Raw genomic sequence first — 26,667 nt, 5'->3', positions numbered from 1 at the left:
ACAGTGGTACTCATGGTCGAGTTCGTTGCTCGCGTCGTCGTCGCCCTGCCTCCAGTGTGTCGACCGCGGATGTCATGCCGGCAGTGGCGGTTTCCGGGACGTGGACATTGGTGAGCGTCGCGCCCGTGAGGTCGGTATCGGTCAGGATCGCATCGGTCAACACAGCCATCGTCAGGTCAGCGTCGGCCAGTACCGCACGTGTGAGGTCGGCGCCGGTCAAGTCGACGCGGGAGAAGTCCGTCGAGCTGAGATCCGCGCCGGAGAGATCGATTCGCACGTTCTTCCAGTACTCGTCCGGCTCGCTCACCCGTCGATGAGAGATCAGGATCCGCTGGGCGGCGACCCGCACCAACCGTTCTTGGACGAGTGCGGCCTGGTCGTCGGCATTGTCCTTCCGAGTTGGGGGATAGGGCATCCGCAGATACGCACACACGAGACTAAGCACAGTTTCGCGCTGGGATTCCGCGGTACGACCGAGCCGCTCCAAGGCGTAAAGACTCGCGAGCCGTACCGGGGCCTTGTCGGAGCCCAGTTGTTCCGCGGCCTTGGTGTACAGCTCCGTGATCCGCCGCTCGGTCGCGTCGTGGCGCAGGTCGGAGGTCGCGATCTCTTGGTGCCATTGGCGGCGCACCGCGAGCAGCAATGCGAACGCGGCGCCGATCCCCCCAGCGATAGTGAGCCCGGTTTTGACGGCGTCCACGCGCGCGGCAGCCGGGTCCGCGGCGTGAGCGGCCTGTTCGAGCAGCCATGTGGTGGTTTCCCAAGCGGCGGTGAGTGTCAACACGAGTCCAAGCCGGACAAGCCACCACCGCAGGGGTGCTGCTTGCCAGTTGGTGCGTCGGGCACGGTGGCGGACCAGAACGGCGTTCAACAGCAAGCTGGCGGCGAGACCGAACAGGATGATCTCCAGGGCGTATGGTGCGACCCAAGCCAGGACCGACGCCCAGTCCGGGTGACCGATGACCATGCTCAGGCCCCACAGCGCGAGCGCGCAGGCGACTGAGACCGGGCCTGCGATCCGACCGAGGGTGTCGTCGGTCATTTGTCCACCCGGAGCTGCCACACGTCGAGATAGCCGGATCGGAAGCCGGCCTCCGAGTACGCGAGGTAGAACCGCCACAGCCTGCGGAACGTTTCGTCAAAGCCGAGCGCATCGACCTGCTTCTCCGCCGCGTCGAACCGAACGCGCCATTCGAGCAGAGTGCGGGCGTAGTGCTCGCCTAGCCGCCGCCGAGCGCCGATCCGCAATGCTGGTCGTACGGCGATCTGGTCTTCGATGGCCCGCAGCGAGGGGATCTGTCCGCCAGGGAAGACGTACTTGCGAATCCAGGTGTGCACGTCCTTGGTGGCCAGCATCCGGTCGTGCGGCATGGTGATCGCTTGTAGCGCGATTCGACCGCCACGGACGAGGACCCTGTCCAGGGTGTCGAAGTACGCGGGCCAGTAGTCGGCGCCGACTGCTTCGATCATCTCGACCGACACCACCGCGTCGAAGTGGCCGTCGGCCTCCCGGTAGTCCTGGAACAGTACCTTCACCCGGTCACCGACGCCCGCGGCTGCGACGGATTGCTCCACTGCTTCATGTTGTCGCGCCGAGATGGTCATGGTCGTCACTCGCGCTCCCCGCAGGGCCGCCCGGATGGCTAGGGAACCCCACCCGGATCCGATCTCGAGCACCCGATGACCTTCGCGAACCCCAGCGTCATCCAGCACGGCGTCGATCTTGCGCAGTTGGGCGGCGCGCAGATCGTCGCCTGGACCGAACAAGGCCGACGAGTAGGTCATGGTCTCATCCAGGAACAGCGCGAACAGTTCGTCGGACAGGTCGTAATGCCGCTGGATGTTGGTCTGAGCGCCGTCAATGGTGTTGCGCTCGACGATGGGCAGGGCCTGGTCGACTGTGCGGCGGATCGCGGCACCGATCCGGGACGCGGGCCGGGCGAGACGGGCGGCGAACGGCGTCAGGACGCCTGCGATGTCAGTGCTTGTCCAGTCACCAGCCATGTACGCCTCGCCGAGCGCGACCGGGCCCGCCACGCCGAGACGGCGGAATAGGTGCTCCGGGCGGAAGATTCGCATCACCGGGGAGCTGGGGCCGCCTTGGCCGATCCGTTCCCCGCCGGGGAGTGTCACCATGATCGGCAAAGGTGCGGCGAGGGTCCGGAAGACCTTCTCGATCATCCATTCCCGGACCGGGGCAGGCGACGGTGCGGCCAGTGACGGCCAGGCATGTGACTGGGTGGCGATCGTCATTGGTCTTCTCTCTCCTGGCGGTTGTGATACCTGGGTATGATGCGAAGGCCCCGCAGTCGAAGCGTGATCCCGTGGAGCCGGATCAGGGCGCTCACCCGTTGCGGCATCATGGGAGTAGTGAGCGCGATCCGCAGCGCGTCGCGTGGGCGCGCGGGCAATCGTTCTCCGCTCAAGACGGCCGTGAACAACGTCCGACCGTGGTCGAGCAGGGAAATCGTCAGTGACAATCGTTCGCTCGGTTCCGGCAACCGCATCCGATAGCGGCCGCTCACTTCAAAGAACGGCGAGACGTAGAACTCCTTCTCCAACGCGGCCGAGTCGAAGGCGTCCGGGGGTACCAGATAGCAATGGCGTTCACCGTAGGTGTTGGAGACTTCCGCGATGATGCAGGCGAGCGTGCCATCAACATGGTGGCACCAATAGACGGTCAGCGGATTGAACACGTATCCGAGTACCCGCGCCGACGTCAGCATCGTCACCTGACCACCGTCGAGGTCGACGCCCCGATCGGCCAGCCACTCATCCACTTTGGTCCGGAGAGGACGGTCGGACTGGTCGAAGTGGTCGGTGGGGTCGAACCGCGCGAATGGCCGAACCCACCATGGGAGCGCTGGGAGGTTGTCCACGTCGACAAACCACAGGTACAAACGGTGCCGGAACGTCCTTGTGATCGGCTGCCGCCGGATGTGCACCAAGTGGCCGCGATAGATCGCCGGATGCGTTGTCACCACCGCACACCGAACCCTTCGGCCGCGCGAACTCCGGACCGGCATCCGTCCTCGTGAAATCCCCACCCGTGGTACGCGCCTGCGAACGCGGTCCGTCCGGAGTTCAGATCCGCCAAGTGGCGCTGGGCGGACATGGCCGCCACGGTGAAGATCGGATGCCGATATGCCATCCGCGCCAGGACCCGTGCCTCGTCGACTTGCCCTGCGCCGTTGAGGGTGACCACGTAGTCGATCGGTTCACTGAGCCGCATGATCCGGTTGAGGTCGTAGCTCACCACCACAGGCCCGCCGGTGTGACAGGTCGGTTTGACATAGTTCCAAGACGCGCGGATCCGGCGGTTGGCGGGAAGCACCCGCGTGTCGGTATGCAGCCACGTCTCGTTCTCGCTGTACTCGAAAGCGCCCAAGACCTGTTTCTCAGCAGGCGTCGGATCGACCAGGATTGTCAACGCCTGGTCGGCATGTGTCGCGAGGACGACCTTGTCGACGTGGTGGATCGCCCCCGCTTCGGTGATGACCTCGACACCGTCGAAGTGTCTTCGTACCGCACGCACTGCGCAGCCAAGCGCTACCCGCGGAACCCGCTCGACGACTTTGTCGACGTAGGTTTGTGATCCACCTGCCACAGTGCGCCAGGAAAGCGACCCAGTCGCGGACAGCATTCCGTGGTTGTCCAGGAACGTGAACAGTGACCGTGCCGGATACCTCATGCTGTCGCCCTCGCCTGCCGACCACACCGCTGAGACAACTGGAAGGGCGAAGTGGTCGATGAAGTACCGCGAGTAGGTCCCGGCCTTCAAGAACCCCCCGAGCGTGACGTTGTCGTCCGACGACGCGAGCAGCGCGCGCGCGGCTCGGTGGAAGCGCGGGATCTCGCTCAGCATCCGGGTGTATTGGGGCATCAAGCCGGGCGGACACAACGGGATCAAGCCGAATCCACGCTTCCCGCCCGCGTATCGCAGCCCGCAGCCGCGGCACCCGACGCTCATCGACATCTCCGTCGCTTGGGTGCGAACCCCTAACTCCGCGAACAGTCGGCGGAGTAAGGGATACGTCGAGTCGTTATGCACCAGGAAGCCAGTGTCTAGCGCGACCGATGTGCCATCCGGCGTGGCTACCACATGGGTGTCCGCATGGCCACCAGCCTTCGTCGCCGTGTCGAAGAGAAGGACGTCGTATTGCAGCCTCAGAAGATAGGCGGCGGTGAGGCCTGCTACCCCGGCGCCGATCACTGCCACTTGTTCGCGCGTCATCGCGGCGCCCCGAGGTCATAGTCCCGTCGGATGGCGCGAACTGCGTCGAGCGCGCTGCGCACAGCGCCTTCCGCAGCATCGATCGGATAAGAGTTGCGCATCGCGGAGCCTGCGAAGTACAGCCCGCGCATGGGGCGGCGCAACAGCCGGTCCGGACGCAGGTAGTCGCCGATGAACACTGCCTCGCCGGGACGCTGGTTGGCCCGGGATCGGACGTCCACCAGGTCGTGGTTCAACTCGAGGTAGTCCCTGACTTTCATCACCACATAGTCGCGATCGGTCCGCGCGGCCAGGGTGCACAGCACGAGACACCGGGCGTGGTTCGGCTGCACGAGGATGTTGACGCCCTCCCGGCAATACATCGCCGGGCTCGGGTCGATCAGGACCTGTTCGCGCGGATCGAGTCGGATCGTGTAGGCGACGCAATGGGTGTTGTCGGTATCGATTCCGGTGTGGTCGATCCTGGACGCGTCGAGCAAGTTCACCAGGTCGGGCACGAATGCGGTGACCACCACCGCGTCGAACACCTCGTCTCCCACCGCGGTCGTCACCGCCACGCCTGAGCCGCGCTCGGCCAGCCTGCTCACCCGACGGTTGGCCGTGAGGGTCACGCCTCGGCGCCGCAGCTCCCGTAGCCATGGCGTGATCAGGTACACGTCGGTCGGTCCGGGGAGGACGTAGCCGGTCTTGGAGCGCACGAGGTTCAGAGCCATGCGCAGCAGTCCGGCAGGAGAATAGTCCCGCAACGAGCCGAACCGGTTCGCGTTGCGGCTGTGAATGTCGGCAAGCAGTGGGGATGGCCGCCATTGCCAGGCCAGGGCGATCCGCTCAGTCAAGGGGATTTCCCTGGCAAGAACCCGATAGAGGTGGGAGATCTCCACCCAGCCGGCCCTGTCAGTGTGGCTGAACCGTCGAACCTTCTGCATCGTTGAGCGGACACTGGTTCCGTCGTCGCCCTCGATTGTGTCGAGTATGGCGAACAGCTCGGTGTAGTCGTCCATGAAGAACCGCGGACAGTGTTCACCGTCGGCGTCGACGTCCGCGCGTCCGCCGAAGTGCCCGGCCTGTTCCATAACACTGACCTCGACAGCGGGGTGATCACTGAGTCGCAGTGCGGCGGTGAGGCCCGAGATGCCGGACCCGATCACGCAGATCCTCATCGCGTGGCCTCCCCACGGTGGGCAGCGGTCCCGGCCAGGAACCCGCTATGGCCGTCGGCCCCGGTGCGGACGGCAAGCACCTGGTGCACGCTCATGCGATTCTCCTCGAACGCGAGTCCGCTTCCGGCGAGGTAGAGCCGCCAGATGCGGGCTCGGCGTGCGCCGAACCGGTGCAGGATGTCGTCCCATCCGTCGGACAGGCGTGCGGCCCACGCGTCGATCGTGCGTGTGTAGTGCTCGCGCATCGACTCGACCGAACGAATCTCGAGCCCGGCGTCCTCCAAGTGCCCGAGCGTGCGGTGCAGCGGCCGCATGGCCATGTCCGGCGCGATATACGCCTCGATGAACGCCCCTCCGCCGGGAGAGGGTCCGTAGCGGGACATCTGTTGGAGCACGAGCCTGCCACCCGGGCGCAGCGAGTTGGTGAGCGTGGCGCAGTAGGTCGGGTAGTTCCGGTCGCCGACGTGTTCGCCCATCTCGATCGACGCGACAGCGTCGAACGGTGGCCCAGTGGCGTCCCGGTAGTCTTGCAGTCGCACTTCGACCAAATCCGCGATACCCAACTCGGCGGCGCGTGTCCGAACGTAGTCACACTGTTGCGCCGAAAGTGTCACGCCGGTCGCTCGGACGCCGTAATGCCTCGCCGCGTGCAGGACCAGCGAACCCCAACCGCAACCGATGTCGAGCAGCCGTGCTCCTGGGCGCAGCTCCAACTTGCTGCACACCAGGTCCAGCTTGTTTCGCTGGGCATCCGCCAGGTCCTGCCCGGACTCCGGTTGGGTCCAGCAGGCGCACGAGTACGCCATCGATGGGTCAAGAATCGACGCGTAGAAGTCGTTGCCGAGGTCGTAATGGTGCGCGATCACCGCGCGATCGCGGCCCTTGCTGTGCCGCCTGCCTGCTGCAACAGCTTCCTCGCTTGGCTTACGCGGGAACGTGCCAATCGCACCCAGGCGCAAGGCCAGCGACACCACCGAGGGCCACCGCGCGACCGTCGGCGTGCCGCTCGCGCGGACCTGGTCGGCGAAGTCGCGGCACGACTTCAGTGCCGCTCGCAAATCACCGTCGACGTCGACGTCACCTACGACGAACGCACGGGCGAGGCCCAGTTCACCTGGACTCCGAAGGACATGGCGCACCGCCCGCGGAGACTTGATCACCATCTCCGGCCCGTCGGTTGGACCAGCCACGTCCCCGTCCCACGTGCGCAGCCGAAGGGGGAACGGCGCTCCGAAGACCGCCCGGGTCACCTGGGCGACGCTAGTGGCAATGCCCACGCGTTCGGTCCGCACTTGTGTCTCCGGCATTTCGGCCACCTTGTCTCCAGGGTCCGAACGAGCGGCCGCACGGACTTGTCGCGGCAACGACAACAGATCAAGTCCGTCGAACGACTCCAGGACTGGAGAACACTGAAATATGCTGAGCGGAGCCGGAGAGCGCCGTCGATAGGGGAGGAGCCTGGTGCCCGATGACGGTTCAGCGGTCGACGCGACGGCCTTACGGCACGCGGTGGCCGAAGAACTCACCCTGCTGATCATCCGGGCCGAACGGCGCACGGGCCACGGCATCGACCGCGGTGACCTGGCCCGACGTGCGCTCGTGTCGCCTTCGAGCCTGTACGCCTACCTCAACGGCGCGACCCTTCCCAGCGCCGACGTCTTCGCGCGCCTGATCGCAGAACTCGGGGTGACAGGACCGGAATTGGGTGTCCTCAGTTCGCGACGGGACTCTGCGGAACTAGCCCGCAAGCGAGCGAAGCCCGCTGGGAGAATCGGTGCAGTCGTCCTTGTGCCACAACAACTTCCCGCCCACGCCGACCAGTTCGTCGGGCGTGCCGACGAGATCGACGCCCTGGACAGCGTGCTTAGCGACGCAGGCCTTAGGCATGGTCCGATCGTGATCACGATCGACGGTATCGCCGGTGTGGGAAAGACGACGCTGGCACTCCGCTGGGCCCACCGTGTCGCTGCTCGCTATCCCGGTGGCCACCTCCACGTAAACCTGCGTGGCTTCGACGAGCGATCACCGATGACGCCCGGCGAGGCACTGCACGGATTCCTCCAGGCACTTGGCGTGGCGCCCTCGGCGATTCCGGCGAGCGTGGACGACAAATCCGCGCTGTACCGCACGCTGGTCGCCGGGCGCCGTATGCTCGTCGTCGCCGATAACGCCCGGTCGGCCGAACATGCCCGTCCACTGCTGCCTGGGACCCCGGGCAGCGTCGTCATCGTGACCAGCCGCAACCGCCTGGACAGCCTGGTAGTCCGCGACGGCGCGCGGCGGGTGACTCTGGACGTGCTTTCCACCGACGAGTCCACAGACCTCCTCACCCGACGCCTCGGAGTCCAGACCGCCGCGGCTTCCCCTGCGGCGGCCGAACTCGCCGACCTCTGCGGTCGGCTGCCCTTGGCGCTGAGCATCGCGGCGGCCCGGGCTGCGGCGCTGCACGACGAGCCACTGGACGTCCTGGTCGCCGGACTGCGGTCGCACCACGAACGTCTGGACGGACTCGGCCTCGGAGAACCCGATGTCGACCTGCGGTCGGTGTTCCGATGGTCATACGACGTTCTTCCCGGGCAGGCTGCGGCGTTGTTCCGACTGGTTGGGCTCCATCCGGGTCCGGACATCGACAGCAATGCTTGCGCAGTGCTCCTTGGTGTCGCCATGCCGCCGCGCGCGGAACTGAGCATCCTGTGCGCGGCCAATCTGCTGGTGGAGAAAAGGTCCGGACGGTTCGGCATGCACGATCTCCTCCGGGTGTACGCCCAGGAGTTGGCGGGTGAGATCGCTGCCCGCGAACGCGGCGCCACGGTCCTGCGAGTGGCCGACCACTACCTCGGCGCCGTCGAGCGCGCCGGTGACCTCATCCAGCCCTGCCGTCCCACGCGGGCGTCCGCCCCCGGGCCGGTCCCGACCGGTCCGGCGATAGATGGCTACGCCCAAGCGATGACCTGGTTCGCCGACGAATTGCCGGTACTGCAGGCCGTGATCCTGCTCGCCGCGGCCGAGGGGGCCGAGTCCCACGCATGGCGGATTGCTTGGGGCTGCACGGTCTTCCTGCGGCGGACCGGGCGACGAGCCGAGCGGGCCGCCATCCACCGGGCCGCATTGGAAGCCGCGCTTCGCGCGGGTGACCGCGGTGCCTACGCGACGACACTGCGGCTGCTGGGTGACGCGCTCGCCCGGTTGGGCCGCCCCGCAGACGCGCTCGACCTGCTGCATACCGCCCTGGCGGAATTTGAGACCTTGGGCGACAGCGACGGCGCTCGCCAGACGCATCTGTCCCTGGTCCGCGTCCACGAGAACGACCAAGGTGTCGAAGCGGCACTCCAGCACGCGGAGATCGCGGTCCGGCTTGCGCGATCGGATGTGGACCCGCTAGCGAAGGCTGACGGGTTCACCGCGTTGAGCAAACAGACTTGCGCGGCCCGTCCCGCCGACGCCCGCGCGCTCGGCCTGCGCGCGCTGGCGCTCTACACCCAGTTGGGACACCAGGAAGGCGAGGCGGACGTCCTGATGACTCTGGGCTTGGCCGAACAGCGTCTCGGTCGCCATGCCGAGGCGATGGCGCACTACCAGCGCTCGCTCGATCTCGACCGGCAGCTTGGGGACCGGTATTGGGAGGCGTGTGCGCTCGATCGCCTGGCGGATGTCCACTATCTGGTCGATGATGTCGATCAGGCTCGGTCACTGCGCCGGGAGGCGATCGGCGTCCTTGACGGGCTGCACCATCCGGACGCCGATGTCCTTCGGGCGAAGTTGGATGTCGACGCCTGATCAGCCATCAGGATGGCCCGCGCATGTCCGCGGGCAGTCCGGCCACACTGCGGCCAGGATCCGGCGGGCCGCCGCCACCCGACTTCGCTGCCGCGCGGCGTTGTCCCGGACGGCCGCGGCGGTGGCGAACGCGGCCACAGGGTCCCTGAGCACCGCTGCGACGTGGTGCCCCCACCGTGGGACGTCGATCCGCTGGTCCAACGTCATCGGGACCACCACGCGTTCGGCTAGTCGGGTTGGCAGGATCTCGCCCAGGAGCATGCCCAGGCCGCTGCGTCCGCTGACCAGCGCGGGAATTCCGCCGCAGATGGCTTCGGCGCCCACCAAGCCGAAACCTTCTGCCCTGGACGGCATCAGCACGAGGTGCGAGCGACTGAGGTCCTGCTCGAGCCGGTCACCGTCCACCGAATAGGGCCTCACGCTCACGTGGAGGCTCGGGTTGTCCGCCCATCCTCGGATGCGGTCCCGCAGCGCGGCACACTCACCGGGTGGCGCGCCTCGGACCAGCAGTTCTACCTCCATGTCGGCGGCCGCGCGTAACCCGATTGCGTGGGCCATGATCCTCGCAGCCAGGTCGACGCCCTTGATCTCGTGGTTCTCCAGCCTCCCCATCACCAGGACCTGCAGAGGTCCGCCGGGTGCCGGACCGCGTGCGTCGGTGGAGGGTACGTCGAAACCCGGGTCGTATCTGAGCGGTCGCGCGGCTTCGGGGTAAGCGTGCAGGTCGCGTTCGAACCGCATGTGCAGGCGAGGTCCCACCGCTACCACTTGGGTGGCGCCCCGACCAAGCGCGAGTTCGGCCTGGGTGCGCGCATCGGCGCGCTCGGCCGCATCGCGTTCGCGACCCGCTCGCCACCACTCCAGTTCGTCCGGGGCGGCGTGTACGAAGTGCAAACGGGCGGCGCCAGGATAGTGGTTCTCGACGAGTGCCTTGGCTTCGAAACCGCTGACTCGGCCATGGCCGATCACGATCTCCGGAATCACCCCACCAGGGAGACCGGGCTCGCGGCACAGGGCGTGTGACTCGGGTTCGCCCGCGGCCGGGCAGGCCTCGATCAATTGGACTCCGTTGGCCGCGGCATGAGCGCGTTCTTCCTGTGCGGCCCGCGGGACCAGGCAGAACACCGTGGCACCTGCGTCGACGAGACCCGCGCACAAGTGTCGGTTCAGTGTGCTGAGGCCGCCGTGTCCGGAGAACCACTCGTCGGCGACGGCGAGCACGGTGTGCGTGCGCGAACACGGACTCGAGGCCGGGGCGGTGGCGCGTGAGAAGATGGTCATGAACGGAGTCTGTGAGAGCCGGATCTTGTCCGGCGACCAGTGTCCGGCGGCTGCCAGGCCCGGACTCGCCGGTGCCCGCCGCGACAGCGCCCGATGACGCCCTCGTGTCCGGAAACTCGTCCGGCCCCGGACGACCACCTACCTCAGGGGATGCGCCAGATGTCTCGTCCCAACCCGACCAATCGGGAACGCTTCCAAGCAGGCGTCGTCAGGGCGGTGTCGGAGTTGGGCGGTGATCGCTCGGCCGAGGAGATGAGCGGAGTCAGCAAGAGCGTTTGGTACGACGCGAAGAAGGGACGCGCTATCCCGGATGAGGTCACCACGTGGCCCGCCATGCGCGACCTGCTCGCCACGGTCGCGGCTTCGCGCACCGGGGTCGCCGACTGGGATCGGCTGTATGAGGCGGTCCGGGTCGAGTCGGGCAGGCCCCGCCGCGCCCCACCAGCCGTCCGCGCTTCCGTCGACGTCGGCCAAGCCCGATCTCGGCCGCCGCGTCAGCTCCCGCCCGGACCCGGTGTGTTCGCCGCGCGTACCCGGGAGATCTCGTTGTTGGACAAGATGCTGCGCGATGACCCGCGGGATGACACGGTGCCGATCGCCGTCATCGTCGGCCAGCCTGGCGTGGGCAAGACCGCGTTGGCAGTGACATGGGCTCACCGGGTCAGTGAGGACTACCCCGACGGCGTCCTCTACACCGATCTGCGTGGTTGGGGGCCAGGTGAGCCGGTCGCCGTCGAGGAGCAGCTTCCGGCCTGGCTTCGGGTGCTCGGCATCAGTCCGGAGACCATGCCCGACGACAGCGACTCCCGATCGGCGGCGCTGCGCACCGTCCTGGCGGGGAAGCGGATGCTGTTGGTCTTGGACAACGCTCGTACGGAAGACCAGGTCCGGCCGCTGCTGCCGGGCACAGCCTCATGCGCGGTGTTGATCACCTGCAGGAACGGTATGCCCGGCCTGGCCATCCACCAGGGCGCCGGGGTCGTTCGTCTGGGACTGTTGACTGCGGACGAGTCGTGCGCGCTCCTGCGGGACCTGGTCGGCCGCCGAGTAGACGAGGAACCGCGGGCGGCGGCCGAACTCGTAGAGCTGTGCGGACACCTCCCATTGGTGCTGAGGGTCGTGGCCGAGTCCGCACGTGCCCGGGACGCCGTGACACTGGCGTCGCTGGTCGCCGAACTGGTCGACGTGTCGCGCAGGCTCGACCACCTTGACTCGGACGATCCCAGATCGGATACCCGCACGGTCTTCTCGTGGTCCTATGACGGCCTGACTGACGACGCGGCGGAGATGTTCCGCCTGCTCGGTCTGTCTCCCGGTCGTTTCGTCGACGCGAACTCCGCGGCCGCGCTCGCGGGCATCGCCCCTGCTGTGGCAGGCAGGCGGCTGCGCGCGCTCCAGCGCGCACACCTCGTCGAGGAGATCGCGGGGGAGCGGTTCACCATGCACGATCTGCTTCGCCTGTACGCCATGGAAGTAGCCGTTCGCGACGAGTCCACGTCGGTGATCGCCGACGCGCGCCTGCGGCTGCTGGACTACTTCCTGCACACCGCATGGCGCGCGGACGAACTGGTCGTCCCGCAGCGATACCGTGTCGCAGTCCCGGGCGCCACGCCGATCTCGCCCCCGTTCCACGACCACGACGGGGCGCTGGCCTGGCTGGACGCCGAGTACGGCAACGCAGTCGCGCTGTGCGGTCTGGACGTCGCGGAGCTGGACGGCAGGCGCTGGCGGCTGGCGTTTCTGCTGCGGGGGTACTTCTTCCTGACCAAGCGCGTGCACGAGTGGATCGTCAGCCATGAGAGCGCGTTGGCGGCGGCGACCCGGTGTGGCGAGTGGCTGGGCGTGGCGATGACCCACAGCAATCTCGGGGTCGCGTTGCACGAGCGCGGAGACGACGAGGCCGCGATGCGGCACTACGAGTCGGCGCAGCGTCTCTTCACCGAGATCGGCGACCATCACGGCGTGAGCAACGCGCTTGCCCATCAAGCGGCGATCTATCGGAGGCGGGGTGAGCCTGAACGCTCGCTGGAACTCAGTGAGCAGGCGCTGGACTTCTATCGTGCGGCCGGATCACTCCGCAACGTGGCGATCACCTTGCGCGGCATCGCTTTGGCGGAGATCGAATTGGGCAGGCTTGACGCCGCCGAGACGCATCTGGTCGAGTCGTTCGGTATCTGTGCCGACCTGCGGATGGACATGGACTCCGCCAGGTCGCGCAGCACGCTCGGCAGGGTGTTGCTGATGGCCGGGCGCCTTGAGGAGGCTGCGGGGACGTTTCGAGAGGCGGTCACCGCGGGCCAAGAGTGCGGTAGCGAGTTCGAGGAAGGCCTCGCGCACTGGGGCCTTGGCCAGGTGGCTGTTTCCCGAGGCGACGATCAGGCGGCCGAACGGCACCTCGAGACCGCGCTCGGGCTGCTCGAATCCGTAGGGGCGGCGAAGGCGGACCAGGTTCGCGACGACCTGGCCGATCTGGTCAACCGTCGGCGTACTCGATCTTCTCTCTGATCCACTCGACGATCTGCCGCACTGTTTCGACGTCGTCGGCTGTGACATGTTCCGCGCCGTCGTCTTGGGAGTCAGCCAGGCCGTCGTAGGCGTCTTGTGCCATGTACGCGGCCGCTTCCACTTGACCGTCCAGTTGGTCTCCAAGCGCCAGAGCGTAAGCGAGGTACGCGGTAGCCAACATCGTCCGCGGATCGTCTGGGCCGAAAGTGTTCACGCGGACCTCCTGCAGGTCGATCAGGTATCCCTGCAGGTCGATCTCCGCGTCGACGTGGTCGCCGTCGAGGCGCACGCCGTCCGGCCCGACCCCGATGGGCAGCGCGCCCGGTGTGCTGCCCGCGCTCGTGACGCCCAGAAGTGAGCCATGGACCAGATTGCGCAGAGTCATCCTTGTGCTGGGATGCCCCGGACCCTGCCCCCGCATTCGTGCCAGCAGCAGGGACTCGAACCGGCCTTCGAGGTCTACTTGGCACTCATCCTGGAGGATGAGCAGGTTCTCCAGTGAGTCGAGCGTGTTCGGGTGGCCTGGGCCGAGAACCCGTGACCGTCTCTGGTGCAGATCTCGCATCAACCCCAATGCCTCGCCTGGCATGGCGAGCGCTCGATAGCTCAGCGCTGTCCCGTTCCGGGTGTCGAGCGCGTACTGGTCATCCAGCCTGCCAACTTTGTGCCAGGCCGCCATCGCACCCAGCCAATATCGGTGGGCGACGCGGCGGTTCCTGTTCTGTTCGGCACGCGTGTCACCAAGACGTCCCTTGGTGATGGCCAGGTTGTTGAGAATCCGGAGTGTGTCCCTGTGCGTCGGGCCGAGCACACGCCTGCTTCGCCTGTACGTGTCCCGCAGAATCGAGTTCGCCTTGGTGTAGTCGCGGACGGCGAGGTGGGCGAGACCGAGGTTGGCCTGGGTAAGCAACACGTCCTGATCGTCGGGTCCCAGCTCGCGGGTCAGGCCAGCGGCCACCTCGTTCTCCAGGCGTAGGGCCCGTGTGTGATGGCCCTCAAGACCGTAGGCGACGGCAAGTCCACTGAGTACGCAAAGTCTGGTGTACGCGTCGACAGCAGGGGAGCCTTCACACGCGGCGTAGAGCGCCTCATAGGTGCGCAGCGAGGCGTCGGTATTGCCCGATTCCGCGTGCACCCGACCGGCTTCGCCCATGATGTGGCGTTCGTTCCCCGTCAACGCCCAGCGGTCACCACCTGGCAGCAGGCCCGCGACGGCGTGCACGTGTGGCAGGTGGTGGCCGACCTCACGATGCCGGTACTCGTCGCGGGTGGTCTCCATGACGGCGGCTAGTTCGTCCACTGCGGCCACGCGGAGCCGCGCGCGTCTGCTCGACGCCTCCGGGAGCACCCTGACCGCACGTGAGATCAACGCGTGGACGGTGGCCGCCGCAGGCGTCAATTCCTCGACCAGTCCGCGGTTCGCTGCGAGCCTCAGCCCGTCGGCGACCTTGTCGATGTCACCCCCCACTGCGCCCACCATCGCACTCAGTAGCCCGATCGGGATCAACGTCGGCGCGAGGACGCTCGCCGCGCAGAGCGCGTCCCTCGCCGAGTCGGTGACAGCGTGGTAGGCGCGCAGCAAGGCGTTTGAGAACGGGAGAGCGCAACCCGCGGGGAGTTCGCGTTCCATGTGCGCCGCGTGCTCGAGCTGTTCGGGCTCACTTGACGACAGGTCCGCCAACAGAGTTCGGTAGTCGGTGAAGTCCGGCAGCGTCGTCAGCCCGGCGGCGATGGTCAGCCCAAGTGGATGCTGGCCGAGCAGTCCGACGATTTCCGACACCGACCTACGGTCGGCGGGTTCGGCGGTCCGGTAGGCGGTGAGCACCACACGACTGATCTCCAGGCCGAGCGGTCCGAGTGATAGGCCATGGGAGGCGAACCTCGTCAGCGACCCGCGGGTGGTAACCAGTGTGCGACCTGCCCGCGTCGGTGCGTACAGATCCATCAGGACGTCGCCGGTCGTACTGGACGGCAGGTCGTCGAGCACCCACAGGTAGGGCTCGTCGAGTCGCTCAAGTGCCCTGGGCACGTCGTCCGGCCCCGAGACACCCAGCCGCAGGGCGATGAGCCTGAGTTGGTCCTCGAATCTGGACCGGACGAGGTTGTCCCCGACGTCGGCCGTGCCCGCGCTGCCTTCCAGCCTGATCACGAACACGCCACCCGGATGATCGCGCTCGAACAATCGCGCGTACTGCAGGCACATGGCGGTCTTTCCTTGGCCGCCCAGCCCGTGCACCACTACCACAGGGTGGCCTCGATCACGGTTCTTAGACCGTGCCAGCAGGCCCTCGTGCAACTCCCACATCTCGGCATAGCGGCCACGGAAGTAGCTGTCTCCCGGTAGTTCTCGGGGGTACCACTTCGGTTCGCGCGGCCTCGGCGCGTCTCCGAAGGTCTTTTCGTCGTGTTGGTGGACACCCGCGACGATCGATGCCACGAGCCCAGCCGCCGGCAGTCCGGAGCGGGGCAGCCTGAACCTGGTCAGCTGTCGAGGCCGGATGTCGTCGGGCGAGACACCCTGAGCCACGGCCATCACCCGTGATGTGTCGCCGGCGTCGAGGTGATACGCCGCGGTCAACGCGATATGCAACTCTTCGCGGCAGTGCGGGCTGATCGGGAAGTGTGGGGTGATGAGCGCGACGAGTGTGCGCGATCGCAGCAGCGCCTGTTCGATCGAGGTACCCAGCGGCGCCCAGTCGGCACCGCTGATCTCGTCGCGGAACACCGTCAAGCCCTTGTCGAGCAAGGCAAGCCGTAGTTCTTCTGCTGCCACGGCGTCCTCGGACTTGTAGCAGAGGAATACGTCATAGCCCGGGCTGTCCTCAACCATTAAGACCACTCACCGTGTCGACCCCCACCACGCACAAGCCTGCCCACTCGAACGGACCGAGCTCAGGATGGTCCGTCCGAACGCGGCGTTGGGCGAGGCGGACCGCCGCGCCGACCGATCCACCCTCGCCGATGATCGAGAGCGCTTGGGCGCTGACGGCCGCCGACCCCGCTCCACCGATGGAACCTGTGCCCGCGACGACGGTTCTCGCTCCACCGAGCAGGGCGCCGACCGCGACGCTCAGTGGGTCCGCACCGTACCGGCTTGCCGCGGTGCCACTCCAGCATCCGTTCAGGAAGACCAGAGACGGCAATTCCCGATGCGCCAGCTCGTGCATCGTGGTCCGCCCACTCCCCAGAGCCGATTCTTGGCCTGCTTCGTCACCGTGACCGCTGATGTAGAGCAACGACGCGGTCGAGAGCTCGGTCAGGTCCGAGATAGGACGGTGACCGTCTTTCCATGCCTCGAGTGCGGCCAGTTCCTGGTCGTATCCGCCGAGCGTGGGGTCCAGGATGCTCAGTGCGGGTCCGGCGGTGGCGCTGGTCCCGCGGCTCATCACAAGGCGGGAGGTGTCGAGGCTCGGTGTGAGCATCAGTTCCGCGACGTCTGATAAGTAGGTCTTCCCCCGGGTGAGTGCGCCGAGAGGGAGCTGCCACAGCCTGGGGTCAGGGCAGACGACGACCAAGCGGGGCTTGAGCTCGGTTCCCGACCAGATCTCGTCGGACGGGAAGAGGAACGATCCGAGTGCGTCCCAGGTCGCGCGGGTGATACCCCGGTGCGGCAACACCTCACCTGACCGCAATCGTCGCAGCAGGGCATGAATCGGGGGAGATGCCACCTGAACCGATGTCTGCCAACCGGTTTGGTGTGTCCAGATCGAACTGACGCAGCACCAGTGTTCGGTGTCCTCTCCGACCTGGACCATTACCACGACATCGCCGAGTTCACCGAGCATGTCCTCTGTGGGCAGGGTGCCCGCCAGCGGCAGATCGGGCAGCCGAATGTCGAGTAGCGGGGCTGGACCGGTATCCCGTAGCAGCGCGGCTCCGACCTCCGCCGCGGCGGAGAAGACGAGGTCAAGACGCGCCGTTTCCGTGGACGGCATCGTCATGTCGGTCAGGCCCGTGTCCGGATAACCGCCCACGAGCAGTTGGTTGAGCACGTCCGCGCGCCCGGTCTCGGTGATCTGGGCGACGGCCGCGGCATCGCCGGCCTCGGCGTGCACCAGCGCCGCCGCGAGATAGATCTGCTCGCGTTGGCCGTGCAACGACCAACGGGGCCCGGGCTCCCGCAGTTCACCCCGCTGGATGTCGGCACCGAGCAGAGCGGCCCGGCACGCGACGAACCTGATGTCGGGCGAGCGCAAAGCATGTTGGGGCACGCGGTAAATGGCGAACAGTGCCAACATGGTCCGGTTCAGGTCGCGTCGCACGCCTGCGGCAATCGTGAGGACGAAACCCAGGTGAGCTGCCGCGGCGTGCGGATCTTGGCCGAGGTCGAGGATGTTTCGGGCCAGATGGCGGCGCCACCGCAGTGCTTCGAGCCCGGAGTCGTCCAGGTATCGAAACGCCGCGGCGGCCAGAGCATCCGCGACTCCGTTGTGATCGCCCAGATCCTGGAGCACCTCGGCCTTCTCCAAGAGAATCTGGCCCAGTCCGTATGTGTCGCCCTCGGCTCTGCACGCCGCCTCCACCCGGATCGCCACCGGGAAAGCCTCTCTCGCCCTACCCGCTTCCCGAAGACAGGTGACCTGCCCGATCCGCGCGATCCGCACGTTGCCAGGGCTGCGGCCGGTGAAGATCGACTCAGCTCGCTGATACGCGGCCAGAGCGCGGTCTGGACGCCCGATTATCTTCTCGATCCCGGCCTCGCGCAGCGCCACCTGTCCCTCGGTGATCGAGTTCACGGCCTCGTCCCGGGCGAGCGTGCGTGCCAGTTCGACGCACTCGAGAGCGTCGCTGAGCGCTCCGCGCTGCCGGAGCAATGCTGAACGCTGTAGCAGAGTCAGTACGCGCGCCTGTGAAATAGCGGCGACTCGTGGGTACCGTTCGCACACATTGATCGACCGCGCGGAGCAGGCCAGTCCCGCGTCGTACTCGGCCGTGGCCTCACGGATCGCGGCCAGTTCCCGCCAGGCGCGGGCATGGTACAGCGCGGTCTCATCCCGCAGGGGCGTCATGAGCGCCACGTGGTTCCACATCTCCGCGGGGACGAAGCGGGCCCGTACCCGGTGGTGTTGGGCGAGGAAATGGACCGCTGAAGCCGTTTGCTCAGCATCGCCGTTGCGCCTGGCCGCGCTTCGCTCGGCGAGCAGCATCCGGACCGCTGTGCGGTCGTCGCCGCTGTGCATGGCCCGCACGCTTTCATCGTGGTACAGCGCGGCGAGGCCGCCGACATCCCCCGCAGCGAAGAGATCGCGTGCCTCGTCGTGGCAGACCCCCGTCCCGGCGAACGCGACGATCGGGTCGAGCAACGTGTCGAGCAGTTGCTCGGCTGGTCTGGCGCGCATCAAACCATGTAACCACGCGAGGTCGGCGGGATGACATCATCAGGTGATGACCAGTGGTCCGCTCGCCGCGGTGATCAGATTTCCCAACAATGTCGGTGAGGCCGCCCGAGAGGAACTGGCCGATGCGCTGCGTGCGCGTGATGTCCCGGTCGTCCACGGCCTTGACCTTGGCGATCGTGGGCCCCTCGACGAGTTCACGCAGGCGGTGGTCAGTGTCGCGGGCGGCTTGGCAGACAAGGTCGGCGACTTCGCCTTCGTCTCCCGGAACTGGCTCGACGCGCTTTCCCGCAACGCGACAGATGGCCTGCTCCGGTGCGTGGAACTCGAGGATCGGGACAGCGGTGTCACGGTCCGAATCACAGCGCACGACCCCGACGAGGCGATTCGGGTACTCAAGCCTTTAATGGCTTCGGCCGGGGATGAGCCGGTCAGCTGGCTCGGGACGTCTTGGGGTGTGCGCCCGCAAGCCACCCGCGCCCACGAACGACGGGTATTCGTGGTCCACGGTCGGGACAAGCGGGCCCGGCGCGGCCTGTATGACTTCTTGCGCGCGATCGGTCTTCAGCCAATCGAGTGGCCTGCCGCGCTGGGTTTGACTGGGCAAGGCGCTCCGTACATCGGCGATGTGCTGGACACCGTCCTCGCCACGGAGGTGCCGGTGATCGTGTTCCAGACCCCTGATGACGTCGCCTACCTCAAGGTCGAGCACGCAGACGACGAGGAGGACCTCGACCTGCGGCCCGCCGGACAGGCTCGGCCGAACGTGTTGTTTGAGGCGGGCATGGCCATGGCGCTGTGTCCGGACCGAACCCTGTTCGTCGAGTTCGGCAAGGTTCGTCCCTTCACCGATCTTGGTGGACGCAACGTCGTGCGGCTCTACGACTCGCCGCAGCGGCGAATGCTGCTGGCTCGGCGCCTGGCGGATATCGGATGTCCGGTGGATGACAGCGGAACGGACTGGCTGACGGCGGGTGACCTCACCCCGCCGAGCACGTCAACAGCGATGCCTCGGGGTGATGGCGGCGACGAGAATCCTGCAGTAAGGTTTGGACCAATCTGAGCGATTGTGCCGCCGCACATCTACTGCTACGCGCTATACAAGTCGACCGTTCTCAAACGTCTCGCGGCGCAGCACGGCACCAGGGAAGAGGTTATAGACGACCTCTTGCGCCGCATCACCCTGGTCAACCTCTACGTGTTGGTGCGCAAGGGAATCCCGGTCTCCAGCGGTCGTACTCGATCAAGGCACTCGAACCGCTCTACATGCCCGACGCCAGAGAAGCAGGTCGAACAGACCGAAGTTGACCAGCATTACGCCGTGGGTGTCGGTGGCGTGTTCGGTGACGGGGACGTCGGTGGCGTTGCCGAGGATCGTCGAGGACGTAGTGGGCCTCGCGATTGGTCGCGACGATGATCTTCGTGCCGTAGGTGGTGTGTTGGTCGGTGACGTGGGTGTAGGTGGAGAGGACTTGCCCGCCGTGGATGACCATGTCCCGGCCGTTCAACGTCTTGCCGCGCACCGGGAACCGCTGCCCGTCCGACGAGGACAGGGTGCCGGTGCCGAACACCGCGGCCAGCGGCAGGCTGGCGTGGTAGCCGATGATCGCCAGGTTCGCCGCGCGCAGCGTCTCCTCCCGCACATACCACTCCGCGGTCCAGGCCAGGATGTCGTAGGAGATCCCGCACGCATCTGCCATCCGCGTCAGGCCGAGGTTGGTGGAGTGGCTGATCACCACCGCGATCAGGTTCCGCTTCAACTCCGGTGACCTGGCCTGTTTGCCGCCGGCGTGGGTGAAGCAGTCCAGAAACCCGGTGCGCTTGTCCAGCTCGATCAGCAGCGACACGATCGGCGCGAACGGCAGCATCGCGGTCAGCTCCGCCTTCAACGCGGTCGCCTCGGCCGGGATGTCCTCCGCCGACATCGGGGAGATCACCAGGTCGCCGCCCTCGTCCAGGCGCACCGGCCCGTCACCGGCGGCCAGCACCGCCTCCAGCTCGCCGAGCGCCTGGCCCAGCTCGTCCTCGGCGGCCGCCAGCGCGCGGACCGGGTCTGCAGGCTTGCCCACCAGTCGGCAGAACTCCACCCGCTGCCCCACCCATTTCTCCGGGGTCAGCAGGTAGGTCGCGGGGTCGGAGTAGCGCCGCGACCCGGGCACGTACACGTCGCCGGTGCGCAGCCCGTCACGCAACCCGAGCAGGGTGCACAGCTCCCACTAGTGCCGGTAGGCGCTGGCGTTGCCGGACGTGCGGGCGGTGTCGAGGTAGCCGCGCCACCGTGTGGGCACGAACCCGTCTGGTGCGCCGTCGGGCACGCGGCGGGCGCCGGTGGCGTTGAGCTCGCGCAGGATTTCCACCGCCTCCAGCAACCCGGCTGCGGCGGTGCCGCTGGCGAACCGCACCGCCGCGAGCACCTGCGGAGTGAACTGGCGCAGATACCCGTACGAGCCGTCCAGCGCAGCGAGGTGCCCGTGATCGCGCGGCAACCTCGGCGCGGCCTGCGCCACCGCCGACCGCAGCCGCGGCCATCCGATCCGCTCGCCCCGGATCCACCCACCGATCTGCTCGTCGCTGATCTGCGGGTCGGTGATGATGGCCAGCAGATCGTCCAGCAGCGCTTGACGGTCCTCTCCGGCCTTGCCCCGCTCGGCCAGCGCCTCGCGCATCTTGCGTTCGGCCTTGCCCTCCCGCGCCGAAATCGCCTGGTCGAACAACCCCACGACCTCGTCGAGCACATCGGTCGCCGACTGCGCCAACAAGGTGAGCAGGATCGGATAGCGGTGCTGCGGATCACGTCGCTCCAGCGCTTGGGCGGTCAACCTGCGGCCGATGGTGGCCAGGAACCGAGGAGGCGCAGCGGGAGACCTACTTCCGGTTGGCGCACGAGTTCACCGACGACCGATGTGCCGCGCTGGACGGGCTGCTGGTCACCGACTCCGAGGTCAAGACCACCCGGTTGGGGTCGTTGGCCACCGGGCCGGTGGAGGCGTCCCTGGCCGCGATCAAGGCGGAGGTCGCGAAGCTGGAGTTCATGCGCGGTCTGGGCGCTGATGGGCTGGACCTGTCGGTGCTTCCGGCCGAGCGGCGGTCGAAGGTGGTGCTTGTCAGCCTCGATCAGGCGTCGCCGCGTGAGTGTGAGACGAGTACTCGGGTGCAGACGGCCGGCTACCGGCTCTGTTGACGGTCACCGCCTCACATGTGCGGTGAATATTCGCCGACCGCGGCGCCGGGCGCAGCGCGGCATCCATCGCCCACGACCTCAACGACCGGGGTGTGCATGCCCCGTCAAGCAGCGACCGTAAACAGCATCGGTCGAACACCGTGTGGTCGCTGCGCACGATCATCGAGATCGTGGAGAACCCGCTCTACACCGGCCGCCAGGTCTGGCGACGAACCAAGCTTCGCCGTGGGGGACACCGCTTCCCGACACGCGCTGAACGAGCGGCGCACTCCCTGGAGAGGGTCCGCGTAGACCCATCCGAATTGATCTGCCGTTGCAAAATCGACGTCGGCTGACCGACTGGCGGTGCCAGGTCTCCCACACGGACCGTCGCGACCAGATCGCTATTGCTAACTATCCTCTATTAACTATCAAGATATCTATTACTTCTCGTCACGGCGGTGTCTCACCTGCGCGACCAAGAACAAAGATGCCAGGACTGCTCGACGGCCGCACGGTCAGTCACCGTGGGACTGGCTACAGGGTGCTCGGTGCAGATTCCGCGTAGCCCCGGCTGGCCGCCGCTGCAGGTTTGCCGGTGATGTTGGGCTGTTCGGGTGCTTAGTCGGATGTGACGCGTCATGCGTGAGCCGGTGGTGCGGTCTCGTTCCCGACCTCGGAGGGAGTCGGGATGGCTTCGTCGGTCAGGACGCCGGTAGCGATCGCGGCCCAGAACCTCACACGGTCCGCGCGCCAGGCGATGGTTGGTCGACCCGGCGAGGGGATCTGCCCCCGATACTGACGAACCTGCTTCTGCCTCGGGCCAGCCATCGCTCCACCTCGCAATCAGGGGTGTTGCGACGATCAGTTGAATCCGCCACTTCTCTACATCGCTCATCGTTGATCAACAACATCGCCTACCTGATCACACATCCAATTGAGATGCGGTCTTAGGGGTTGGCTTCCCGGTGAAGCTGACAAGACTGGTGAGGCGGGGTCGTCGCAGGGGCGGTCTCGCCCAACCTTGCGGAGGTCTGTCATGGCAGTCCGACCCCTGATCGCTTTACTCGCCGGTGCCGTCGTCGCCGGTCTTGGCGTCCCGGCCACCGCCGAGGCCGCACCCCCTGATCTGTCGACCGTGGTCACCCAACGACTGATGGCCCACGCTTCCGACGGCACCAGCCCGGTGGTGACCCCGTCGCGACAGAACGGCGACTGGGCGTTCGGCACGGCGGTGCTGGCCACCGAACGCGGCGCCGACATCCACCCTGAAGGCTGGCTGTTCGTCGCCGAACGGGTGCGCGGACAGTGGCAGGTCGCGCTCGAAGGCGAGGCGGCGTTCGCCGAGAAGTCCCGCCGCGCTCCGATCGTGGCTGATCACGAGCGCGCGAACCTGGCGCCCGACGGGCCGCAGGTGTTGGCGGGCAGCGACTTCCGCACCGGCATGGCGCTGCCGTTCTCGGTCGGTCAGACCTGGACGATGTCGGGCGGGCCACACGGCTGGAGTGGCGCGGCGGCACCGTGGAGTTCGCTGGACCTGCACGGCGGCGACCAGGTGGTGCGCGCCGCGCGCTCGGGGACGGCGTACACGATGTGCAAGGGCTGGATCCGGGTCATCCACGACCGCGGCTACGCAACCGACTACTACCACCTGTGGAACAACATCAACGTCAACGGCACCGTAGTCGCGCAGGGCACGTTTCTGGGCAACACCGGCACCGACGTCACCTGCGGCGGGTCGGCCAGCGGCCGACATGTCCACTTCGGACTGCGGCAGAACAACGTCTATGTCGGCATCGCCGGGCACGACATCGGCAAATGGGTCTACGAGAACGGCGGCTCGGCCTACCAGGGCTCGGCCCGGCACGGCAGCAAGCGGGTCTACGCGGGCGGCGCGCTCTACAACTACGGCGCCCTCGGCCTGACCCAAGCCGTGATCGACACCAATGGCGGTACGACGGTGAACAAGCGCACTGGTCCCGGAACCAACTACGCGCTCGCGGGTTCGGTCGCCGACGGAGCCACCGTCACGGTGTCCTGCTCGGCGAATGGCACCACGCACACCGGCCGCTACGGCTCCACCAGTCTGTGGAACCGACTGTCGGACGGCACCTGGGTGACCGACGCCTTCATGTGGACCGGCGTGAACGGCCCCATCAACGGCTACTGCTGACCACGATCACTTGACCGGCCCTGGACACCGACAGGTAGGCAGTTCCCCACTACCGCCCGAGTTTCGTCACGGGTGAGGCCCACCCGGCTTCGATCGCCTCCGCGCGCGCTGATCCGGCGGCGCGGAGGCGTCGGATCAGGAGACCAGGTCCGAACAGGTGGAGGTCGAGTTTCGGACTTATTCCGCGGATTCGAAGTCGACGGACCGCGGCGTCCCGGTCAGTGGTGGCGTCCCGGGCTGGTGGCCTCCCGGGTGCGTGGCCACCGACGGCAAGGAGCACCGGTGAGCACTCCGCCTCCCGTCACCGTCGCCCTGACCACCGCCGCCGACGACGGCCGGGTCGTCGTCGGCCTGGGCGGCGAGATCGACCACGCCACCGCCGCCCGGATGCACGACGAGGTCTTGGCTCTGGTCGACGGCGGCAGGGAGCACGTGCTGCTGGACTTCTCGCACGTCCGGTTCTGCGACTCCTCGGGCATGAGCGCCCTGCTGGGCGTCTGGCGGCGCCTACACGCCGACGGCCGCACCCTTGCCGTCACCGCGGTGCCCGCCAACATCGCCAAAGCCCTGCACATCGGCGGCCTGGACCAGATCATCCCCGTTGTCGCACCCGAAACACCGGCCTGAGCACCCGCCGGGCGCGGCCCACGTGTCAATGACCATTCCACGGCACCAGCCGGGTTGCTGGACCCGGTCGCCGGACTTGCGGATGGCGGGACTCAGGGTGGTCACCACGGCCAAGACGATCATCGCCACGGCCAGCCCGACCGCCGTCGGCACCGGTCCCGGGCTCCGCGGGGCGAACCCGGCGGCCAGCGCCCCGAACGGAAGCCGGAACACCAAGTTGGGGACGGTTGCGGCGAATCCCGCCACACCCGCGTCGGCCGCCGCTGAGCCGCTCATGTCCAACACAACACACCATTGACGGCCCCTCCGGTCAGCGCCCGCTGCTGTTGCGCGCCAATCCCTGAGCGTCAGTCGACGACATCCGTCCGCCTCCCGGGTGCGGGATATCGAGAGGAACCGCCAAGCGGGATTCGGTGATCGGTCAAGGTGAATGTCCCGGGTTCATGCCGCCTCCTTTGAGGACCGCAGGAAACCCGGGACCGTTCACGGATCGAACTCTTCGAGTATTCGGGTACGCCGGTCAAGGACCTATATCGCGTCGGATGCGATATTCGCACCGTTGAGATATGGGGCCGCACAAACTGTTCATCGCTGGTCGTCCCTGTCCTGTCGCCGACCGGAAACCGCACCCGGGTTCCGCTCCGCGGATGTCGATCCCGGTGGTCGACTTCGTGGCCGACTGGCTTGACCGTGTGCATGGCTGCCGCCGATTTTGGGAGCATGGTGTCAAAAAGCCCGTGGCTGGAGGACTCGAACAGCTGGACACGAAGGCGGACTCGGCGACGGTGCGCGAACGCGTCGGTGGTGCCGCGACCGCCGAGACAAGCAGACGGCCGACGATCGTCACGAGTCTCCGGGGGCGGCCCCGTCAAATTTTTCATTGACCACAATCCGCCCTGGGAATCGGACGATCCAGCGATCAACCTCGACTGATCGCTCCTCCTGCCCGGCCTGCCGCACGCAAGGCGCGCATTAGAACGTCATCCATGTCAACCCCTGAATCATTGTTGTTGATTAAACCTCGGAAAGCGGTTGGCCGCCACGAGATATGGATCAATCCCGATGCGAGCGAGATGATGTTCGAATACGCCCGCTGCCCCGGGCGGGTGAGAGAAGGAGATACCTGATGAAGCGATGGCCCAATGTCACCGTGCTCGTGATCGCGATGTTCTCTGTTCTGATCGGCGGTGCGGGAACAGCCGCGGCGACCGGTCCAGCGGGCGCGACCGCAAGGCCCACCGAGGTATACAGCCAGATCACGTCCGCCGACATCGCCGACCCAAACGCCGTTCTGCCCGCAGGCAGCGATGAGTTCGGCACACTGCAGACAGTCGAAGGCGCCATCGGCTGGTTCCGGGCCCGCCAGGGCAGCACCGCCTATGAAGGCTACTGCGAGCGCGCCGTACGCCTCGCCTGGGACCGAAGCACCCACCACGCCAGCGCCATCGCTCACTGGAACTCCTCCGACGGTGCCCGCCACACCGGCACGAACCCGCCGCGTGGCGCGTTCGTCTTCTGGAACATCTCCTCCTACGGCCACGTCGGCCTTTCCGACGGTAACGGTGGCGTCTGGGCCACCAGCGTCAACGGACGCATCGGCCACGTGTCCCGCACCTACTTCGCCAACTACCTCGGCTGGAAGTGGGGCAACAGCAACTAACAGCGATGAGCAGGTTCGCGCTCCGGCACCACTGGCCCCAACGGTCTCATCCAAGGTCGGGTCCAGCGGCCGGTAGATGATTGGAAAGTGTCGGGGTACGACGCTGTTGGTTCGATGTTGGTACGACGCGGTGTCGGTGGTCGGAGATCAGTCCGACCACCGGCTCGCTCGGTGTGGTCGGAGGTACTCGGCGGACGAGGTGCCTGGCCATGGGACACCAGTTCTTCAGGTGCACAACGGGTGCCCCCTACCCACCGATCGCACGCCCTGGCCCTGGCTGGCACCCACGCGACAACCGACACGGTCGGCCACCCCGCGACCGCTCGACGGTGAGCGGTGCCAGCCCGGTTCGAGCGAAGTGCGGCGCACGCGCCATCGGGATCGTGGCGGCGGCGGCCATGCTCGACCACACCAGCCTCCCAGCCTCGCCCTGGCCGTCGTCGGCCTGCTGATCGGGTCGGCCACCTGTCTGAACATCATGGACCGCGGCGCACAACCATGGCTCGGCCTGGTGTACCTGGCGGGCAACTTCACCTACACCTACCTCAACGAGTCCCTCCCGACGGACGGCTCAACCTGGCTGGCCCTCCTCGCCACCGCCGCCTACACAACCCGCGAAGCCTCGACCCACTGGCGCGAGTGGACCACCCTCGACGAACAACCACGGCACAGCCCGTGACTTCGCGCCTGCCTGCCAGGCACAGGCGACCGCGCTCGGACGGGTAGCGGGCGGAAGCACCCCCCAACGTCATCG

The 26,667-nt window shown here is 67.1% G+C and carries 22 protein-coding genes and 1 pseudogene; 12 read left to right on the top strand and 11 right to left on the bottom strand.

Annotation, left to right across the window (positions count from 1 at the left end; genetic code table 11):
- Window positions 1-10: 10 nt before the first annotated feature.
- The 6 genes from ACUZ2Y_RS04330 to ACUZ2Y_RS04305 are packed head-to-tail and all read right to left on the bottom strand — an operon-like array spanning window position 11 to window position 6,671.
- On the bottom strand, window positions 11-1,042 hold the full coding sequence (locus ACUZ2Y_RS04330) for a pentapeptide repeat-containing protein (RefSeq protein WP_476327116.1): 1,032 nt from the start codon (window positions 1,040-1,042) through the stop codon (window positions 11-13).
- Window positions 1,039-2,253 carry a class I SAM-dependent methyltransferase gene (locus tag ACUZ2Y_RS04325; protein WP_476327114.1) on the bottom strand — a complete coding sequence of 405 codons (1,215 nt, stop codon included), beginning with the start codon at window positions 2,251-2,253 and terminating at the stop codon, window positions 1,039-1,041. The genes ACUZ2Y_RS04330 and ACUZ2Y_RS04325 overlap by 4 nt, the downstream gene beginning before the upstream one ends.
- Entirely contained in the window at window positions 2,250-2,981 is a 732-nt protein-coding gene (locus ACUZ2Y_RS04320; protein WP_476327112.1) for a DUF1365 domain-containing protein, read from the bottom strand. Before ACUZ2Y_RS04320 ends, ACUZ2Y_RS04325 begins: the two co-directional genes overlap by 4 nt.
- On the bottom strand, window positions 2,978-4,234 hold the full coding sequence (locus ACUZ2Y_RS04315) for an NAD(P)/FAD-dependent oxidoreductase (RefSeq protein WP_476327110.1): 1,257 nt from the start codon (window positions 4,232-4,234) through the stop codon (window positions 2,978-2,980). The genes ACUZ2Y_RS04320 and ACUZ2Y_RS04315 overlap by 4 nt, the downstream gene beginning before the upstream one ends.
- Window positions 4,231-5,394 (bottom strand): FAD-dependent oxidoreductase, encoded by a 1,164-nt coding sequence (locus tag ACUZ2Y_RS04310; protein WP_476327108.1) that lies wholly within the window; start codon window positions 5,392-5,394, stop codon window positions 4,231-4,233. The genes ACUZ2Y_RS04315 and ACUZ2Y_RS04310 overlap by 4 nt, the downstream gene beginning before the upstream one ends.
- On the bottom strand, window positions 5,391-6,671 hold the full coding sequence (locus ACUZ2Y_RS04305) for a class I SAM-dependent methyltransferase (RefSeq protein WP_476327106.1): 1,281 nt from the start codon (window positions 6,669-6,671) through the stop codon (window positions 5,391-5,393). Before ACUZ2Y_RS04305 ends, ACUZ2Y_RS04310 begins: the two co-directional genes overlap by 4 nt.
- 184 nt (window positions 6,672-6,855) lie before the next feature.
- Here ACUZ2Y_RS04305 and ACUZ2Y_RS04300 point away from each other — a divergent pair, with 184 nt between their 5' ends.
- The gene (locus tag ACUZ2Y_RS04300; RefSeq protein WP_476327104.1) at window positions 6,856-9,171 is read left to right on the top strand and encodes a tetratricopeptide repeat protein; all 2,316 of its coding nucleotides are present in this window, start codon (window positions 6,856-6,858) and stop codon (window positions 9,169-9,171) included.
- On the opposite strand, the gene ACUZ2Y_RS04295 is transcribed toward ACUZ2Y_RS04300, so the two are convergent.
- Entirely contained in the window at window positions 9,172-10,452 is a 1,281-nt protein-coding gene (locus ACUZ2Y_RS04295; protein WP_476327102.1) for a glycosyltransferase family 4 protein, read from the bottom strand.
- Between the two features lie 159 nt (window positions 10,453-10,611).
- On the opposite strand from ACUZ2Y_RS04295, the gene ACUZ2Y_RS04290 reads away from it, so the two are divergent.
- On the top strand, window positions 10,612-12,957 hold the full coding sequence (locus ACUZ2Y_RS04290; RefSeq protein WP_476327100.1) for an ATP-binding protein: 2,346 nt from the start codon (window positions 10,612-10,614) through the stop codon (window positions 12,955-12,957).
- Here ACUZ2Y_RS04290 and ACUZ2Y_RS04285 read toward each other — a convergent pair.
- Entirely contained in the window at window positions 12,926-15,787 is a 2,862-nt protein-coding gene (locus tag ACUZ2Y_RS04285; protein ID WP_476327098.1) for a tetratricopeptide repeat protein, read from the bottom strand. The two genes, ACUZ2Y_RS04290 and ACUZ2Y_RS04285, sit on opposite strands and share 32 nt — an antisense overlap.
- A complete protein-coding gene (locus tag ACUZ2Y_RS04280; protein ID WP_476327096.1) occupies window positions 15,780-17,669 on the bottom strand; it encodes a CHAT domain-containing protein in 1,890 nt (629 codons plus the stop codon). The genes ACUZ2Y_RS04285 and ACUZ2Y_RS04280 overlap by 8 nt, the downstream gene beginning before the upstream one ends.
- A gap of 384 nt (window positions 17,670-18,053) precedes the next feature.
- On the opposite strand from ACUZ2Y_RS04280, the gene ACUZ2Y_RS04275 reads away from it, so the two are divergent.
- The 3 genes and pseudogenes from ACUZ2Y_RS04275 to ACUZ2Y_RS04265 form a co-directional block, all read left to right on the top strand.
- A complete protein-coding gene (locus ACUZ2Y_RS04275; protein WP_476327094.1) occupies window positions 18,054-18,308 on the top strand; it encodes a hypothetical protein in 255 nt (84 codons plus the stop codon).
- A 34-nt stretch (window positions 18,309-18,342) separates the two neighbouring features.
- Complete coding sequence (locus ACUZ2Y_RS04270; RefSeq protein ID WP_476327092.1) at window positions 18,343-19,356, top strand: TIR domain-containing protein; 1,014 nt, start codon at window positions 18,343-18,345, stop codon at window positions 19,354-19,356.
- Window positions 19,357-19,371: 15 nt separating this feature from the next.
- Window positions 19,372-19,577, top strand: a pseudogene (locus ACUZ2Y_RS04265) (hypothetical protein); the annotation flags it as partial.
- Here ACUZ2Y_RS04265 and ACUZ2Y_RS04260 read toward each other — a convergent pair.
- Window positions 19,556-20,161, bottom strand: a complete 606-nt coding sequence (locus ACUZ2Y_RS04260; RefSeq protein WP_476331590.1) for a Tn3 family transposase — start codon at window positions 20,159-20,161, stop codon at window positions 19,556-19,558. The pseudogene ACUZ2Y_RS04265 and the gene ACUZ2Y_RS04260 sit on opposite strands and share 22 nt — an antisense overlap.
- 348 nt (window positions 20,162-20,509) lie before the next feature.
- On the bottom strand, window positions 20,510-21,112 hold the full coding sequence (locus ACUZ2Y_RS04255) for a hypothetical protein (RefSeq protein ID WP_476327090.1): 603 nt from the start codon (window positions 21,110-21,112) through the stop codon (window positions 20,510-20,512).
- A 56-nt stretch (window positions 21,113-21,168) separates the two neighbouring features.
- Here ACUZ2Y_RS04255 and ACUZ2Y_RS04250 point away from each other — a divergent pair, with 56 nt between their 5' ends.
- The 7 genes from ACUZ2Y_RS04250 to ACUZ2Y_RS04220 all read left to right on the top strand — a co-directional run bounded on the left by ACUZ2Y_RS04250 (window position 21,169) and on the right by ACUZ2Y_RS04220 (window position 26,592).
- A complete protein-coding gene (locus ACUZ2Y_RS04250) occupies window positions 21,169-21,474 on the top strand; it encodes a hypothetical protein (protein ID WP_476327088.1) in 306 nt (101 codons plus the stop codon).
- Between the two features lie 26 nt (window positions 21,475-21,500).
- Complete coding sequence (locus tag ACUZ2Y_RS04245) at window positions 21,501-21,809, top strand: recombinase family protein (protein WP_476331587.1); 309 nt, start codon at window positions 21,501-21,503, stop codon at window positions 21,807-21,809.
- A 683-nt stretch (window positions 21,810-22,492) separates the two neighbouring features.
- Window positions 22,493-23,626, top strand: a complete 1,134-nt coding sequence (locus ACUZ2Y_RS04240) for a peptidoglycan DD-metalloendopeptidase family protein (RefSeq protein ID WP_476327086.1) — start codon at window positions 22,493-22,495, stop codon at window positions 23,624-23,626.
- Between the two features lie 282 nt (window positions 23,627-23,908).
- Complete coding sequence (locus ACUZ2Y_RS04235; RefSeq protein WP_476327084.1) at window positions 23,909-24,253, top strand: STAS domain-containing protein; 345 nt, start codon at window positions 23,909-23,911, stop codon at window positions 24,251-24,253.
- Between the two features lie 647 nt (window positions 24,254-24,900).
- A complete protein-coding gene (locus ACUZ2Y_RS04230) occupies window positions 24,901-25,137 on the top strand; it encodes a hypothetical protein (protein WP_476327082.1) in 237 nt (78 codons plus the stop codon).
- Between the two features lie 242 nt (window positions 25,138-25,379).
- Window positions 25,380-25,913, top strand: a complete 534-nt coding sequence (locus ACUZ2Y_RS04225) for a hypothetical protein (protein WP_476327080.1) — start codon at window positions 25,380-25,382, stop codon at window positions 25,911-25,913.
- Between the two features lie 358 nt (window positions 25,914-26,271).
- On the top strand, window positions 26,272-26,592 hold the full coding sequence (locus ACUZ2Y_RS04220; protein ID WP_476327078.1) for a hypothetical protein: 321 nt from the start codon (window positions 26,272-26,274) through the stop codon (window positions 26,590-26,592).
- Window positions 26,593-26,667 lie beyond the last annotated feature (75 nt).

Source organism: Actinokineospora sp. UV203 (assembly GCF_056323665.1).
This window is presented reverse-complemented; position numbering and strand designations above follow the sequence as displayed.